This window comes from Corynebacterium sp. HMSC075D04, assembly GCF_001815635.1.
Classification (GTDB): Bacteria; Actinomycetota; Actinomycetes; order Mycobacteriales; family Mycobacteriaceae; genus Corynebacterium; species Corynebacterium coyleae.
Genome location: NZ_KV821287.1, coordinates 35,093 through 51,058, shown reverse-complemented (window position 1 = coordinate 51,058; position 15,966 = coordinate 35,093). Strand labels below are relative to the sequence as shown.

General features: G+C 64.5%; 14 protein-coding genes. 7 read left to right on the top strand and 7 right to left on the bottom strand.

The annotated features are described in order from the left end of the window. Nucleotides 1-9: 9 nt before the first annotated feature. From trxB to HMPREF3048_RS12475, 5 genes are all read right to left on the bottom strand, one after another. Nucleotides 10-1,023, bottom strand: a complete 1,014-nt coding sequence (gene trxB, locus HMPREF3048_RS00455; protein WP_083316620.1) for a thioredoxin-disulfide reductase — start codon at nucleotides 1,021-1,023, stop codon at nucleotides 10-12. Between the two features lie 10 nt (nucleotides 1,024-1,033). Further along, on the bottom strand, nucleotides 1,034-1,600 hold the full coding sequence (locus HMPREF3048_RS00450; protein WP_070421903.1) for an RNA polymerase sigma factor: 567 nt from the start codon (nucleotides 1,598-1,600) through the stop codon (nucleotides 1,034-1,036). Between the two features lie 74 nt (nucleotides 1,601-1,674). Continuing rightward, on the bottom strand, nucleotides 1,675-5,100 hold the full coding sequence (gene murJ / locus HMPREF3048_RS00445; RefSeq protein ID WP_070770927.1) for a murein biosynthesis integral membrane protein MurJ: 3,426 nt from the start codon (nucleotides 5,098-5,100) through the stop codon (nucleotides 1,675-1,677). Continuing rightward, nucleotides 5,097-7,559, bottom strand: a complete 2,463-nt coding sequence (locus HMPREF3048_RS00440) for a hypothetical protein (protein WP_070770926.1) — start codon at nucleotides 7,557-7,559, stop codon at nucleotides 5,097-5,099. Before HMPREF3048_RS00440 ends, murJ begins: the two co-directional genes overlap by 4 nt. Continuing rightward, nucleotides 7,556-8,332: an NUDIX hydrolase gene (locus HMPREF3048_RS12475; RefSeq protein ID WP_083284711.1), complete on the bottom strand. Its 777-nt coding sequence runs from the start codon at nucleotides 8,330-8,332 to the stop codon at nucleotides 7,556-7,558. Before HMPREF3048_RS12475 ends, HMPREF3048_RS00440 begins: the two co-directional genes overlap by 4 nt. 129 nt (nucleotides 8,333-8,461) lie before the next feature. On the opposite strand from HMPREF3048_RS12475, the gene HMPREF3048_RS00430 reads away from it, so the two are divergent. The 6 genes from HMPREF3048_RS00430 to HMPREF3048_RS00405 all read left to right on the top strand — a co-directional run bounded on the left by HMPREF3048_RS00430 (nucleotide 8,462) and on the right by HMPREF3048_RS00405 (nucleotide 12,710). Further along, nucleotides 8,462-9,886: a CCA tRNA nucleotidyltransferase gene (locus HMPREF3048_RS00430; RefSeq protein ID WP_246815326.1), complete on the top strand. Its 1,425-nt coding sequence runs from the start codon at nucleotides 8,462-8,464 to the stop codon at nucleotides 9,884-9,886. Then, nucleotides 9,879-10,487, top strand: coding sequence for a YqgE/AlgH family protein (locus HMPREF3048_RS00425; protein WP_070770925.1), 609 nt, complete (start codon nucleotides 9,879-9,881; stop codon nucleotides 10,485-10,487). Before HMPREF3048_RS00430 ends, HMPREF3048_RS00425 begins: the two co-directional genes overlap by 8 nt. Next, nucleotides 10,488-11,207 carry an AzlC family ABC transporter permease gene (locus HMPREF3048_RS00420; RefSeq protein WP_070770924.1) on the top strand — a complete coding sequence of 240 codons (720 nt, stop codon included), beginning with the start codon at nucleotides 10,488-10,490 and terminating at the stop codon, nucleotides 11,205-11,207. Beyond that, nucleotides 11,208-11,555, top strand: coding sequence for a branched-chain amino acid transporter permease (locus tag HMPREF3048_RS00415; protein WP_070421897.1), 348 nt, complete (start codon nucleotides 11,208-11,210; stop codon nucleotides 11,553-11,555). 133 nt (nucleotides 11,556-11,688) lie between these two features. Further along, nucleotides 11,689-12,126 (top strand): hypothetical protein, encoded by a 438-nt coding sequence (locus HMPREF3048_RS00410; protein WP_070770923.1) that lies wholly within the window; start codon nucleotides 11,689-11,691, stop codon nucleotides 12,124-12,126. A gap of 212 nt (nucleotides 12,127-12,338) precedes the next feature. Continuing rightward, the gene (locus HMPREF3048_RS00405; protein WP_070770922.1) at nucleotides 12,339-12,710 is read left to right on the top strand and encodes a hypothetical protein; all 372 of its coding nucleotides are present in this window, start codon (nucleotides 12,339-12,341) and stop codon (nucleotides 12,708-12,710) included. 69 nt (nucleotides 12,711-12,779) lie between these two features. Here HMPREF3048_RS00405 and HMPREF3048_RS00400 read toward each other — a convergent pair whose 3' ends face one another. After that, the gene (locus HMPREF3048_RS00400) at nucleotides 12,780-14,063 is read right to left on the bottom strand and encodes an HNH endonuclease signature motif containing protein (protein ID WP_070613757.1); all 1,284 of its coding nucleotides are present in this window, start codon (nucleotides 14,061-14,063) and stop codon (nucleotides 12,780-12,782) included. 250 nt (nucleotides 14,064-14,313) lie between these two features. Next, nucleotides 14,314-15,096 carry a hypothetical protein gene (locus HMPREF3048_RS12675; RefSeq protein ID WP_168167328.1) on the bottom strand — a complete coding sequence of 261 codons (783 nt, stop codon included), beginning with the start codon at nucleotides 15,094-15,096 and terminating at the stop codon, nucleotides 14,314-14,316. 373 nt (nucleotides 15,097-15,469) lie between these two features. Between HMPREF3048_RS12675 and HMPREF3048_RS00390 the strand changes: the two genes are divergently transcribed. Next, the gene (locus HMPREF3048_RS00390; RefSeq protein WP_070770920.1) at nucleotides 15,470-15,724 is read left to right on the top strand and encodes a hypothetical protein; all 255 of its coding nucleotides are present in this window, start codon (nucleotides 15,470-15,472) and stop codon (nucleotides 15,722-15,724) included. Nucleotides 15,725-15,966: the final 242 nt, after the last annotated feature.

The window sequence follows — 15,966 nt, the reverse complement described above, 5'->3', positions numbered from 1 at the left end:
GCCGTTAGTTTACAGCTCCGCGAGATAGTGCTGTGCGTCCAACGCGGCACGGCAGCCCGAACCAGCCGCCGTGATGGCCTGACGGTATGTCTTGTCCACCAGGTCACCGCAGGCGAACACGCCGGTGACGCTGGTGCGTGTCGACGGATCCTCCACCGACACGTAACCGCCCTCGTCTACAGCAACCTGGCCCTCCAGGAAGCCGGAACGCGGATCGTGGCCAATAGCAACGAACAACGCGGTGGCATCCAGGACGGACTCTTCGCCGGTTTCCACGTTGCGTACGTTCAGTCCGCCAACCTTGCCGTCTGCCTCAACGACGGACTCGACGACGGTGTTGGTGACAAACTCGATCTTCTCGTTCTGTCGCGCGCGCTCCAGCATGATGGCGGAGGCACGGAAGTTCTCCGAACGGTGGATCAGGGTGACCTTGTAGCCAAACTTGGTCAGGAAGGTTGCTTCCTCCATTGCGGAGTCGCCACCACCGACGACGGCGATGTGCTGGTCTTTGAAGAAGAAACCGTCGCAGGTGGCGCAGGTGGACACGCCACGGCCGGTCAGTTCGGCCTCGCCCGGGATGCCCAGGTGGCGTGGGGCTGCACCGGTGGCAAGGATGACGGCGCGGGCGTGGAATTCCTCGTCGTCCACGAACACTTTCTTAATCTCGCCGGAGAAGTCCACGCGGTCTACCAGTTCAGGGCGCAGGTCTGCACCAAACTTTTCGGCCTGCTCGCGCATGTTGCCCATCAGGTCTGGGCCGAGCACGCCCTCGGGGAAGCCGGGGAAGTTCTCCACGTCGGTGGTGTTCATGAGTTCGCCGCCGAACTCGTAACCCTCGAATACGAGGGGCTTGAGCTCGGCGCGAGCGGCGTAGAGCGCGGCGGTGTAGCCGGCCGGTCCGGAGCCGATGATGATCACATCGTGGATGGTGTCTACATCGGTGCGGGCGGTGGCGGGTTCCGTTGCGGAATCGCCGCTTTCGTCGGTCTGCGGGGTAACGAAATTGAATCCGGAGAAGTTCATATCGGTGAGTCTAGCTGCTTGTTAACCTCTCCCCGATTGCTGCAGCTACTGCCTCCCGGGCACGGTATCTCCGGGACTTCACGGTGCCCGGTTTCACGCCTAATTCGTGGGCGGCGTGCTCGACGGACATGCCTGCGACATCGATCAGCCACAGTGCCTTACGCTGCCCCGACGGCAACACGTTGAGCGCCTGGCGCATCGCGATGGTGCGTTCCATGGCCTCCATGGGGTTGTAGGCGAGGTATTTGTTCATGTCGCTGCTGACGGCCACGGCGTCGTCGTCAAGACTCGCCTGTGCGCCCGCGCGCGTGAACTTGCGTTGGTGGTCGATGGCGGCGTTGATGGTCATGCGGTGCAGCCACGTGGATAGCTTCGCTTCCCCGCGGTAGGTGTGCAGGCTGCGTGCCGCCTTGAAAAACGCGTCCTGGACGATGTCCTGCGCGTCTTGGTCGTTGCGCGTGTAGTTGCGGGCCACGTAGTACATGGCTTTGTGGTGGCGTTTGACGATCTGCCTGAACGCTCGTCGGTCCCCGTCGAGGTATTGGGCGACTAGAGCCCGGTCATTGCGGTAATCCATGATTCCCCCCAGAAAAGTGTTGACCCCCAGTGTGCACGACCCCTGCCCCGAAGGGAAGGGGTCAATTGCACAATCTATTGGACATCCACATGCCCTGCCAACGAAACTTCCGAAATTTCGAGCGGTTTCTGCTCCGCCGGGGTGAAGGAGATGATCACCTCGGTCAGCGCGCCGGTGTAGTCCACATCGGCACTGATCTGGCCGGTGCGCACCGTGCCCTCCGACAGCACCACAGGCGCTTGACCACCTGCGGGTACGCCGGAGATGGTGAAGGTTGCGCCGGTTGCGCCGGAGGCGTCGATAAGCACTTGCTCGAGGTCGAACGGCTGACCGTTGCTTTGCTTGACGACGAGATCCCCTCCGACCTCCCACTTCGTGGCCCGATCACCGTCAACGGCGGCGTGAGCATCAGAGCCGGAAGAGCCAGCAGAGTCAGCAGCAGTGGCCTCCAGCGGTGCAATGAGCACCGGTACGCGAGGGGCGGGCGCCACGGAGGATGTCGCGACGGCTTCCTCTTCTTCCTCCCCGGAGACGATGTCCACCAGGTAGGTCGTCAGCACACCGATCGCCACTGCGGCAGCCACGGCCACCAGGGTGACCAGCGCGATTGTCAACGGCTTGGTGCGGCCGCTGCCGAAGCCACCGTGGATCACGTCCGGGTCCTCCACGTGCTCGGGCACGGGCTCGACGGACTCGGGCACCTCGACGACGGGGATGGTGTCGGTCGGGGTGTCGTCTTCCTCGCTGTGGCGGCGCGAGCCCGGCAGGTTGGCTGCTTCCTTCAGGGCGGTGGCGATTTCGCGGAAGGCGGCTTGGTCGACGGCGTCGGCGTCGACAAGCGCTCGCGTGCGTGCGGTGATCTCGGCGAGGTCGTCGGAGGTGACGTTGGAGGTCAGCAACTCCAGGGCGGCGGCGAACGCCTCGGCGTCGGTCGGCTTCGTCGCATCCGGCAGGACGGCCGGGAATGCGAGGCGCACGATGCCGTCTGTATCAATGCGCAACTGCTGGCGGTTGTCCAGACCCAGCGGCACGCCGGCCTCGTGCGCGGTGGCCAACGCAGCAGCCAGCGGCACGAGCGCATTGGCGACGGCCTCCGTGTGCAGCGTCTGGCCCGACTCCGCAACAGCCTTCACCGAGGAGCCCTCGATCCAGTCGGACACCACGACGGCGCCGGAGCGGAACGACAGGATCTCCACGTGGTCCGGCAGCGCCGGCAGGTGCATGTTGACCAGCTGGCGGGTACGGCGCGCGATACCGGCGGCCTGGAGGGCGGCCTCGCGCGGGGTGGCGGGCGCCATCGGGGCGGCACCGGTGGTGTCCACGAACGTCAGCGCGACGTCGCGGCCAGTGGCAATCTCGCGCGCCTGCCAGAAGCGGGCGCTGGAGGTGGCGCCGTGGTCGCGGATGAGTCGGAAGCGGCCGTCGGACACGGACGCACCTGGCACAAGGCGTGGGCCGCGGACGACACCGGCGGACATCGGTGGTGGTACCGGGGAGGCGTTGAAGGTGTCGGCGGCGAGGAACTGGTTGGACATCTCGCGCGGGTCCACCTGGCCCACTTCGAGGCCGCGGTCGGCATCCGCGGTGATGAACCGGCCCAGCCCCGGGATGCGGCCCACGGCGGAGCCCAGGTTCTGCACTTCCGGCAGGCCGGAGCGCGACAGCACGACGCCGGTGACGATGAGGAACAGCACGCCGAGCAGTGCAATCTCGATCAGCGAGCCCAGCGACGGCGCACCGATCATGCGCCCAAGGGCTTCCGGGAGGTGGAGGCCGGCGATATCGCGAAGCAACCAGCGCACTCCGAACACCACGGCAACACCGACGATGGACGCGCCGATCGCCCACAGGGACGTGTGCAGCACCTCGCGGGCCTGCAGGGTGCCCAGTTTGCGGCGCAGCAGCAGCGCACCGATGATCGCGCCGGCGACAAAGCCGAAGCCGTTTGCCGCACCGAGCAGGATTACCACGTGGCCCGGCTCGCTCGCGATGGTCGGTGCCAGCATGGACAGTGCAATTTTGGTGCCGGTGATGCCAGCGATGATGAAGGTTGGCGTCCAGGCTTCCTCGCGCGCGTAGAACACACGCAGGTGCAGCATGACCAGCGCGTACGGGATGAGCGTGAACGCGGCGGCGCTGATGGTCAGGCCGAGGGTGTAGGCGGCTTCGTCGCTAAATGAGCCGTAGGCGAACAGGGCGCTGGCGATGTCAGGGCCGAGCGCCGTCATGAAGACGATGATCGGCAGCAGGGCGATAAACGTCAGTTTGGTGCCCATGGTCAGGTCGTGCACAACGGCCTTGTCGTCGCCGTCGGCGGCGTTGCGCGACAGGCGCGGCATGATTGCGGTCAGCAGGGTCACGCCAATGATGCCGTACGGCATCTGCAGCAGCATCCAGTGCTGTTGGTAAATGAACTGTGCCGCCGGGTCGGCCGCGAACGCGATGCGGGTGGTGATCACGTAGCCGAACTGGCTGATCGCCACATAGGTGATGATGGCCAGGGCCATGCCGCCGAATTGCTTGAGGCGCTCGTCGATCCCCCACAGCGGCCGCAGGTCGATGCCCAGTTTGCGCAGTGCGGGCAGCATGATCAGGCACTGCACCACGACGCCAGCGGTGGTGCCCAGGCCAAGCAGCAGGACGTGCGGATTGCTTATCGACGACGGCGCCGCCGGATTCAGCGTCCCCGGCAACGCCATATACGCCACCAGCACCGCAATAGACACGACGTTGTTGGCCACCGGTGCCCATGCGCCCGGCCGGAAGTGTTGCTTCGTGTTCAGGATGGCCATGAACAGGGAGAACATGCCGTAGAAGAAGATCTGCGGCAGCAGCAGGTAGGCAAAGGATGTGGTTTGGACGAGGTTGCCTGTGGAGTCCTCGTCCAGCATCATCTCGGTCAGCCACGGCGCGCCGACGACGGCGAGCAGCGTGACCACCGTCATCAGTGTCAGCGTGAGCGTGAACAGGCGACGGATGAAGGCGGCGCCGTGGTCGGCGTCCTCTTTCTCCGCGCGGACGAGCACCGGTACGACGAGTGCGGTGAGCACGGAGCCGAGCACGATTTCGGTGATCAGGTTCGGCAGTGTGTTGGCGGTGTTGAACGCGGAGGCGACAACCTCGCCGAGCGCCGCGCCGATGAGCACGGTGCGGATAAAGCCGGTGATGCGCGAGATCAGGGTGGCAATCGCCATCGATCCGGTGGCGCGGACGACCTTTTCGCCATCGCTCGGTTCGGTGTCCTCGGCAGGCTCGGCGGGCTCGGCGACCGCAACGTTTGTCGCGGCTGTGGCGACTGCGGCGGCGTCGTCAGCCGTCGGTGGCGGGGCGATGGTCTCGCCCTTGGGGCTGGTGGTCAGCAGGGACTTGTCCGGCAGGCCGGTTGCCGCCGGGGTGGGCGGCTTCGGCTCGCGCGGGGCCGGTACTGGCGCCGGTGGTGCCGGGGCGACGATGCGGCGGCGCAGGCCAGCCTCGGGCTGGCTGTTGTCCTGTGCTGTCACGGCTGTCTCCGTTCACGTGGGTTGCTGGGTGGTGGGCGTTTGGTTGGGCGCCTGTTCGGCGGTGCTTTCCTGCGGGTGATGAGCAGGAGCGCCAGCATCGCGGCGATCAGCGCGCCGGCGAGCGCCCACCCGCCGAGTTGGAGCCCGGCAGTGCGCACGGAGATGTCCACCGGGCGCGAGATCGGTTGGGCCGAGGCACCCGCGAGGTAAAGCTGCAGGTCGGTGCCGCGGTTGTTGTCGGGCAGGTCGGCGGTCATCTGGACGGTGACGGAGCCGCGTGCGGGGATTTTCAGCGTCCCCGGCACGTTCAGTTTCGCGCCGTCGGGCCCCCAGTAGCGGATCTGGGTTTGCACCGGCAGCGGCATTCCGTTTTGGGCGACGATGAGCAGTGGGCTTGACGACGACGCCCTGGTGTACACGTTCCCCGGCGGGATTAACGTCACGGAATCGCGCAGATCGTTCAGCGTTGCCCGGCTGGCGGCGAGGCGGTCGCCGGTGGCGCGCACGGCGTCGTCGTAAAGCGAAAGTGCCCTGCGTCTGTTGGTGCTGAGCGCGACGAGCATGTCGCGGCGCAGTGGCAGGGTGAAGCCGTAGCGGGTCAGCGCGATGGCCGGGTCGGGGGCCATGAGCGCGGTGATGTCGTTGATGAAGCTGTTTTGCTGCGTGACCTGCAGGATTTCCGCGTCGGTGTAGGCGGCGGGGTCCCCGAATGTGCCGGCGTCGTCGGCGGGTGGGACCTCTGGCGGGGCGGCGAGGTAGTCGCCGAATGAGACTGGGCGCGACGTGCCGTCGGCGATTAGGCCAGCGATTGTGCCAAGGAACACCGCGGCGGTTTTCGCGTCCCACGTCGCCGGTGGGTTGACCATCACAGGCTGCGTCGGTGCGTCGTCCTCACGCGTGGTGGCGCTCTGGGCGGCAAGCCGCATCGCGGCGGCGGCGTTGTTGTCGCGCGCGGTCTTGGAGTCCATGGTGTAGTCGAACCGCAGGCTCGGGTTGGTGTAACCAGGCGTTTCGGGGTGCTCCCCCGTCGCCGCCAGCACCGCGGCCAGCGAATCCTGGTACGCGACCTCCATCACGCCGGCAGTGTTCCACGTGAAACGTTGTGCATCCGCATGCTTTGCGACGAGTACCTGCACCGGCACCTCCGGCACCGGCGCCGCCGCGCCCGAGAAGTCTGCGAGCTCCGCGCGTTCGAGCGCGCTCTGGTGGGAGTCGGCTTCGGCGTCGGACGCGCTGTCAGCTTGGGCCGCCTCCCACGCGGCGTGCATCCCCCCGTCGAACACCGTGGAGCGGGTGTGGTCCGCCCAGCCAAGCGCCGGCCCGGCGCCTGCCTCGATGTAGCCGGTGCCAGCGACCACCGTATTGATTGTGCCCGCCGTGCCTAGCACCCGCTGCAGCACAAACGGGCCGCGCTCGACGGCCTCGCGCATCAGCCACGGATCACCCGTACGCGCCACCGCGTTGAGGTCCGCGTTCGCCCACGGCAGCGCCACGGTGCAGCCGGTCGCGGCAATCTCGCGCACCTTCTCCAGCCACGCCTTCGCGTCCTCGGCCCCGGAACCTGGGGCGCGGTGCGTGTCGTCGTTCGAACCCCAGCTGTCGCGCAGACGCTTCGGTTCCTCCACCACGGCGGGGCGCGAATCACTGACGGTGTAGCCGCCGGTCATGCGGTCCACCGTGTCCACCAGCGCCGGGTCGAGCGCCATGCAGGTGGCGTAGCCAACCTCAGGGGTTTCCACCGCCTTGCGGTACTGCTCCACCAGGGTGTCCAAGCGCCCGCCGGGCGCGAGTTGTTCCGCCAGTGCGTCGCTCTGCAGCACCAGCGGCGGGTCCTCGGGGGCCTCGCCGGTCTCTCCCGGCACGATACTCACCGGAGCGGAGACCGGGTACAGGGCGGTCAGCCCGCCCGGTTCGACGTCGTCGGCCGACCCGCGCACGGCCAAGTGGAAGCGGTCGGTGTCCAGGGTGGCGCTGGTGTCGTCGATAAGTTGCAGCATCATCGGGTACGCGCCGATGCCGCCGGGCGCGGTCATCTGCAGCGACAGCTCGGCGCTTTCGCCGGGGCGCAGCCGGGTATCCACGACCACCTCGTCGCCCACAACGCTGTACTCCCCCACCCCGGCGACGGCGGCCACGCGCTGCTCGGAGACGGAGCCCACCGGCGCGGCGCGACGCGTGAGCACTTTGAGGCCCTCGAGGGTTGTGTCGGTCTGATTGGTCACGCGAAGTTTCACGTGAAACGGATCGTGCGCGGAGACGACCGCGGGGGCGTCGATAAGCGACACGCGCGCGAGCTGGCCCTCACCCGGGCGCACCGCCGGGTTGACCCACTGCTCCGCAACCTCAGGGTTCTTCGGGCTCACCGGCACCGCAGGCACCGCGCGAGCCGGGGTCGCTGACGGGACCGCCAGCGCCACCGCAACCGCGGCCGCAGCTAGACGGGAAATCGGCCGAATCATCGCGGGGTAGACCTTCCGGCGGCGACTTCCTTCCGAGCCAGCTCAGGCATCCGGTCAAACGCGATACGCGCCAGTTTGCGCTCGTCGGCATACGCAAGGTGCTCCATCAACTCGCTCATGGGCACCCAGGCCACTTCGGTGACCTCCGGGTCTTCGTCGTTAAACACGCCGTCCACAAACCGCAGCAGGTTGTGGTGCACCGTCTTGTGGATCCGCACTCCGTCGGACACAAACCAGTAATCAATGGTGCCCAGGGTGTCGAAGGCCTCGCCGGTAATACCGGTCTCCTCCCAGACCTCACGCTCTGCGGTGCGCCACTGGTGCTCGCCATCCTCGACGTGGCCCTTCGGCATCGACCACAACAACCGCCCACGGCGATCCAGCCGGCCAATCAGCGCGACGTAGATGCGGCTCATGTCTACCTTGCCGTCCGGGCCGACAGCCTCCGCCATACCGGAGACCACCAGACCACCGGCCGAGGTCTCGTCGCGCACCTCCATCGAAGAGTCGTGCTGGCGGTTGTACTGCGAATGACGGCGATGCTGGTTGCGGTTTCGGTTCCGCTGATTCCCGCGCCCGCCCCTCCGGCGGTTGTTCGGGTTACGGCGACGGTGTTGCTTCTTCTTCGGCTTGTCGCCGCCTTCTGATTGGTTCTTGTCTTGGCCCTGCTGGTTTTTATTCTGGCCGCCGCGGCGCTTCCGCGGACGACGCCGCCCGCCGGATCCCCCCTTACCGCTGGGGGGACCCGGTACAGGCCGCGTGTTGTCACTCATTCGTGCCATGCTATCCGGCTTCAGGCCGGTTGTGGTACTCCACGCGCGGGGGTGGCGGGTATCGTGTCCAAGGTGACAAAGCTTTTCGACATGCCCGATCCGAACGACCCACTTGCCCCCGCCGCGTTGATGGCCCGGGCGCAGGGGGTCGTCGAGAAGCAATCTGCCCTGCTGGAGCCGCTTGCCCGACTCTTCGCCGAGCGCGGCGAGTCCTTATATATTGTTGGCGGTTCCGTCCGCGACGCCATGCTGGGCCGCGGGGTGCACGATTTGGACTTCACTACCTCCGCCCGACCTGCGGTTATCCAGGAAATTCTCGCGGAGTGGGGCGAGAAAGTGTGGGACACCGGCATCGAGTTCGGCACCGTCTCCGCGATCCGGCACGGCGAAACCGTGGAAATTACGACGTTCCGCTCCGATCTTTACGACGGCGTCACCCGCAACCCCGAAGTCACCTTCGGCGACACCCTCGAAGGCGACCTCGTGCGCCGCGACTTCGCCTGCAACGCGATGGCCATCGAGCTCTCGCTTGTCGACGACCACCTCGCCCCCACCTTCCACGACCCCGTCAACGGCCTGTCTGACCTGGTCGTGGGCGTGCTGGACACCCCGCAGGAGCCGGAGGTGTCGTTCCGCGACGACCCGCTGCGCATGCTGCGCGCCGCCCGCTTCGTCTCCCAACTGGGCTTTACGGTGGCCGACCGCGTCTTCGATGCGATGCGCGACATGGCCGGTGAGATCCAGCGCATCACCGTCGAGCGCGTCCAGGCCGAACTGGACAAACTCATGTGCGGCTCGCGCCCCTGGGAGGGCATCGACCTGCTCGTGGCCACCGGTGTTGCCGAGTACATCCTGCCCGAGATCCCTGCCCTGCAACTCGAGACCGACGAGCACATGCAGCACAAGGACGTCTACCGCCACTCCCTGACCGTGCTGCGCCAGGCCACCGAACTTGAAGACGCGGATGAGGGCCCTGACCTGAAGCTGCGCTGGGCGGCGCTCATGCACGACATCGGCAAACCCGCCACTCGCGCGCCGAAGGAAGGCGGCGGCGTGACCTTCTACCACCACGAAGTGGTCGGCGCGAAGATGACCCGCAAGCGCCTCAAGGCCCTGAAGTACCCGAAGCACGTCATTTCCGACGTGGGCCAGCTCGTGTTCTTGCACATGCGTTTCCACGGCTTCGGCGAGGGGCAGTGGACCGATTCTGCCGTGCGCCGTTACGTCACCGACGCCGGCGAATTGCTGCCTAAGCTTCACAAACTCGTTCGGGCCGACTGCACCACCCGCAACCCCAGGAAGGCCGCGCGCCTCCAGCGCACCTACGACCACCTGGAGGAGCGCATCGCCGACATCGCCGCCAAGGAGGACCTCGCTCGCGTGCGCCCGGACCTCGACGGCAACGAGATCATGGAGATCCTCGGCCTCAAACCGGGCCCGGAGGTTGGCAAGGCGTGGAAGTATCTGAAGGAACTGCGCCTCGAGCGTGGCGAGCTCGACCACGACGAGGCCGTCGCCGAACTCAAAACCTGGTGGGAGAACGAGAATGCCTGAGTACTTCTACGCCGATCGCCTCTTCAACGCCCTCGAGCGCACTGACCCCGAACCCGGCATGCTGCTCGTCGCCGCACCCGGCATGTACTCCCCCGAGTACGCCCGCACCGTGGTGCTCATCATCGAGCAGAGCGCGGATCGCACCCTCGGCGTCGTGTTGAACCGACGCAGCGAAACAGCGCTTGCCAACGTGATCCCCGCGTGGGCCGACCTCGCTGCCAAGCCCCAGGCCGTGCACATTGGCGGTCCCGTCCGCCCCGAGGCCGCAGTCTGCCTCGGCGTCACCTCCCCCGGCGTGGACATCGACGCCAACCCTTACTTCCAGCGCATGGCCAACCGCCTCGTGCTGCTCAACCTCAACGTTGAACCGGAGCTTGTCTCCGCCGACATCGACGGTGTTCGCATCTTCGCCGGCTACGCCGAGTGGGAGCCGGGCCAACTCGACGAAGAGATCCTGCGTGGCGACTGGTTCGTCGCCCCCGCCCTGCCCTCCGACGTGATCGCTCCGGCGGGTGCGGATTTGTGGGGGGACGTGATGCGTCGCCAAGCAATGCCCTTGCCACTGTTCGCGACGTTCCCCGCGAGCCTGGAGGACAACTAATTGGGTGTTTCACGTGAAACACAGCAGCAGATTCGCCAGGGTCTGAAGGACTCGTGGCTCGTCGGCCTCGGTTTGGTGCCGCTCGGCCTGGCGTTCGGGTTGCTGGTCACGCAAGCCGGTTTTGCATGGTGGTGGGCCCCGATCTTCTCCGTCATCATCTACTCCGGCTCGATGGAATTCCTGGCCATTGGCATGGTGACCAGCGGGTTCGGCGTGTTTTCCTCCGCGCTGACCGCGTTCATGGTGAACTTCCGCCATATCTTCTACGGCCTCACCTTCCCCCGCGACGTCGCGCGCACGGGCCTCCCGCGCCTGTACCTCACCTACGGCGTGACCGATGAGCTCTACGCGCTGACGTCCACGCTCGTCGCTAATGGCGCGCGCCTGACTCATGCCCGCTTGATGACCAGCGCGATGCTGATCAACGCGTCGTGGATCCTGCCGGGCATCATCGGCGCACTCGTGGGCAACCTCATCCCGGAGGACATAGAAGGCTTCGAGTTTGCCCTCACCGCCCTATTTGCGGTCCTCGCCTACGAGGCATTCCAAAGCAGCAAGGACCTCTCCGCCCCACTCATCGCGGGTGCGCTGGCCGTGGTCGCGGCGTTCATCTTCCCCGACCAGATGATCATCATCGGCCTGCTCGCCTACTTCGGCGTGCTGTTGCTGCGGTTCTGGGCACCGCGTATCGACGACCTCCTCACCTGGCAGGTGAAATAAATGAGCACCCTCGGACTCCCCGACGGCGTCACCCTCGGCATGGCCGCCGCCGTGATCATCCCGGCCGGCATCGTGACGTTCCTGCTGCGCGCCCTGCCCTTCGCGCTCACGCGGTACCTCAAGGGCAGCCCGTTCATCGACTTCCTCGCAGTCCTCATGCCCGTCGGGGTGATGACGGTCCTGGTCGTGTACACCATCGCGGGCGAAGCCGGAAACCCCGGCCGCTTCTGGTCCGCCCTCGCGGCTTTGGTGATTACGTTCGTGCTCCACGCCTGGCGACGCCGCGCCGACCTCTCCATCTTCGCCGGCACCGCCGTGTACATGCTGCTGGTGAACCTGGTGGTGTAGAGCGCTTATATCGCCAGGCAACCCGATAACGTTACGGTTAAATTACGTTTGGTCACAGGTTGTTGGCTGTGCTTTAATTGCGGTTGTCAAGTTACTTGGCTCACTTTTATCCGCTCTACTTCAGGAGTTTCCCATGAAGCGCACCGCCGCAGCCGTCCTGGCAGCAACCACCGCCCTGTCCCTCGCCGCCGTTCCGGCTCACGCTGTCGAAATTGCCGGTAAAGAAACCGGAGGCTACGGCCACGCAGCTTCTTCCCAGGTCACCGAAGCGGAGCTTGGTGTGTACGCCCTCGCTGCTATTGCAGCTGAGTTTGATAAGCCGGGTGAGGGTTTCTCTGCCCCGTTCATGGGCTCCTCCAAGGCTGGCATGTTTGAGACCAAGACCGATAAGGAAATCGCTAACCAGAACGCCGTCATGACGTCCTCGTACCAGAACGACGCGAACAACGGCTACAAGCTCGGCACCACCTACGACATCCTCGTCGGCACCGGCATCGCCGCTCTGGTTCTCGCTGCCCTCGGCGGCGCTGCTTACGCAGGCGTCATCCCGGGCGTTCAGCTCCCGTTCTAAGCCTTCCCGGCTTTAAGGCTTGACTCCTCTCCCTTGTGGAGGGGAGTTTTTCTCTGCCCTGTTTCCCAGGTCACGCTGCTATTGAGATGATCCGAGGGCTGTTGTGGTCGCCCTTTTCCAATTTGACTTCTGCAACGAATGCGAAGTTCTGTTTTAATGGCGTGTGTCAAAGTAATTGACAGAAGTAATCCGCCTCACAGTAGGAGCATCCCATGAAGCGCACTACAGCAGCAGTTTTGGCAGCGACTACCGCACTGTCGCTCGCCACCGTCCCGGCACACGGCATTACCGTCGACGAAGCCCGCGCCCAGGACGAAGCGCGTAATGCAAAAGAAGTCGAGAAGCTAATCAAGAAGTGGGACGAAAATGGCTACGGAGCCATGCCTAACACCTATGAGGCTGGCTACATGGCTGGTGGCTCGGTGAAGGCTGGGTCTTCGGGTGAGCAGGCATACGGAGCCACCCAGGCCGGCTGGGTTGCCACCTGGATTGCAGTATCAGCCGCGGGGTTGGGCTTGATCGCATTCGCTGCGAAGCAGGCGGGTGTCCTGCCACCACAGATCGCGGGACAGCTCCCGTTCTAAACCGCCCTTGGTTCTTGCACGTAACTCCTCTCCCCTGCGGAGGGGAGTTTTTCTCTGCCTGAGCCATGCTTAGTCGTCGAACCCACCCCCGCTTTCTGCCCAGGTTTGCGCGTTGTCGCGGCGCCGTGGCAGGGAATAGTTGTCCGAGACGTAGCGGGTGCCGTCTTGGTAGATGAAGTGCACGTCGCTGCCGTCCTTGACGGTTTCGAGGTAGCCATCGGTAACCAAGGAGTGGCAGGCGGAACAGAGTGGCAGCAGGTTTTCTAGATCGGTCATACCGCCCTCGGACCATTCCTTGATGTGGTGGATTTCGATGAAGCGGGAGTGCGTGCAACCGGGAGCGGCACATTGCCCGCCCCACATCGTGAGCAGGGCGTTGACCTGTCCCGGCGTCGCGAAGCGGGAAGAGCGGCCGGTGTTGATGATCAGGCCGTCGTCGTCGACAGTAGAAACGCGCAGGTCAGCGTTCGCGATCAACCCAACCAGTGCCTCGGAGCGTGCGCCGACGTTGTTGGGCATGTAGGCGCGGCCGTCCTTGGTCACCAGAACGTTGACGTGCGCGCCTGGCGTTGTCAGTGTGCTCTTGGGCTGGCTGCGGGTCATGTGCACCATGCCCATGAAGGCCTGCAGCAGCATTCGGCCGATCGGCATGCCATAGCCCGAGGCGGTCTTGCGTGCCTTCTTTGCGGGTTCGACGGCGTCGGCTTTCTGCAGCATGTCCCTGATGGAGAGCTCGGCGACCCGACCGTCTTCGTGGCGCAATGCATCCTCGAGCATTTCCTCCATCTCGTAGTAGGCGATCTCCCCGAGTTTCAGCGCGGCGATGAACGCGGCGCCATCCGAGGCGTTGAGCACCCCGTGGAGGGCAATCTCGCCGTTATCGCGGGTGTGTACGCGCAGGTAGTGGTCCGGCTTCTCGCTATCACCATTCCCTGGTTTGTCGTATCCACTGAGTGCGATTTCGAGTTCGTGGTAGCCGAGTTCCAGGGCCATGTCGACAAGTTGGCGCTCTACCGCCGGGGTTAGGTAGCGAAGCAGCAAGCGAACCACCGAGTAGCTGATCTTGCCCGCAGAGAACTGCTGCTGAAGGTACAGAAACTCGCCGAGGCGGCAGCCGACGTGGACATATTCGTGCGCTGTGGAGATCGAGATCCCCAGGCGACGCGTCAGAAACTGCGCCGTGGTCCGTGCCCCCATCTGCGGTGCGAAACCGCCCTCCTCAAACGCGCGTATCGACGACAACAGCTCCGCCTTACAACGCGTCATGCTTCTGTGCGACTGCTCGATTGCATCCGTAAGCAACTCCGCAAACGCACTAGGTTCAGTGCACTTCTCCTCCACTGCCGTTGTCATTGTGGTCCCCCTTAAGGCCGTATGTATGTTCGATAAAGCAAAGCATACAACCCGCCACGACACGGCTGTGACCTGCACAAACAATGTTTTATATGAGTGCTATAAAACGCACTAAAACCGAACGGAACAACTCCGCATTGCGGACAATCCCGGCCGCGCCAATCGTTGGGGAGGCCCAACGAATTCGGGCGCGTGGGGTCGTCGTCAAGCATCCGCAACTCCGCATTGCGGACAAGTGGGGACGCACCAACTAATTCACCACGCGGTACCAGAGGCGCTTGCCTTCCTTCTTCGGCGGGACGAGTTTCACGCGGACCGGCTGCGGCAGGGTGAAGTCGTAGCCGCCACTCTGGATCTGGCGGCGGATCTCGCGGGCTTTGAGCGTGTCGCCGACGTCGATCCGATGCGAGCGCTGGCGTAGGGGGCGCTTGAAAATCTGCCGACGAACCGCGCTGGGGAGGGCACCGGGACTGGCGGGGATGTCCTTGTACTTCACTACCCCATTGGGCGTGGTGGCCTCGATCGTCGCAACGGACATGTATCTGACGGTCGAGTCCACACCCGGGATGTGCGGGGTGATGTGCATGGTGCGGATGACGCCGTCGATAAGGTCGCGGCGAAATCCGATGGGTGCGCGGCCCGGGAAGATCATCCGGGCGATGAAAAACAGCACCAGGATCGGGAGGAAAATCTTGCCGTAGAACCCGATGATTTCAAGCGGGCCAGGCAGGAAGGGGCCTATGGTGTCGAAAAAGCTACCCATAGGCGAAGAATAAAGCTGGTGCGGGAACTTCGCTCGGGCTTCGCTCCAGAGGCCTTCGAATTCGTCGGCGGTGAGGTGTCGGGCGGTGATGCCTTCCATCGCGTCGTAGGTGCGCGGGTGTGGCACGGTGCCCATGGGTTGGTTGGCCTGTCCGATGACGCGGCCGTCGACGTAGATGCCGGTGATGGTCTCGGCGGGAGGAGTTGTAGGGCGATGCCGGTGAACACGGTGGCGTCGATGTGCACGCCGCCGCCCGCGCCCATCAGCCACATCACGAGCAAAGGCGTGACGCTGACACCCACTAACGACGACACTGCAAGCGGTTAAGAAGAGCCCCAACACTTAGGCGTTAGAACGTGGTGGACAAGATGGCTGGCAGCGTATCCCTTGACTCAATTTTGCTTGACCGCTCAGAGGTGTAAAAACTCGGTAACACCTTCCTGTAGGGGGTGGTTGTCGGTAGCGCACAGCTATTACGATTTGCTATGGCTGGTTGTTTACAGACGTCCAACTGTCAGAATTTGAAAAAGGAATACCCACTATGGGAAACACAGTCATTTCAAACTGATGGTCCTTGCAGGTGTGGCACCTCTATCCGTCTCGTGCCACGCGCGCATAACTGTTAAGGAGGAGGTGCCTGATCATGGAGAAGGCTCACCGCAGCGCATGGATCTACCCGCTTTTTGTTTCGGTTTGGATCGCAACACCGTTTATGGGTGACCGTGTTCCCATGTGGGGCCAATGGCTTTATTGGGCTGGCTTGATCGCGGTATCTGTTCTGGGGTTTGTTATCGCGGTGCGGGAGAAGCGCCCCTTGCTGGGGATATTTTCTGTTCTTACCCTGTTTGCTTGGCCGATCACACTCGGGGTGGCGTTGGCGTTCGCCCCCTTTGCCTGATGAGTGTGCTGCGAGGCGGCGGGTTCCGCTTGGGGATCCATCCCGGTGATTCCCTGCCGTCGCGAGTCTTGGTGCACCCTCCGATGGGCAGGCCCTGTCCCCCACAGCTCCGCATTGCGAACAAGTGGGGGCGCACCAACTAATTCGCAACTGGGTGGATTAGTGCGGGAACTTCGCTCGGGCTTCGGACCAGAGGCCTTCGAACTCATCGGCGGTGAGGTGTCGGGCGGTGATGCCTTCCA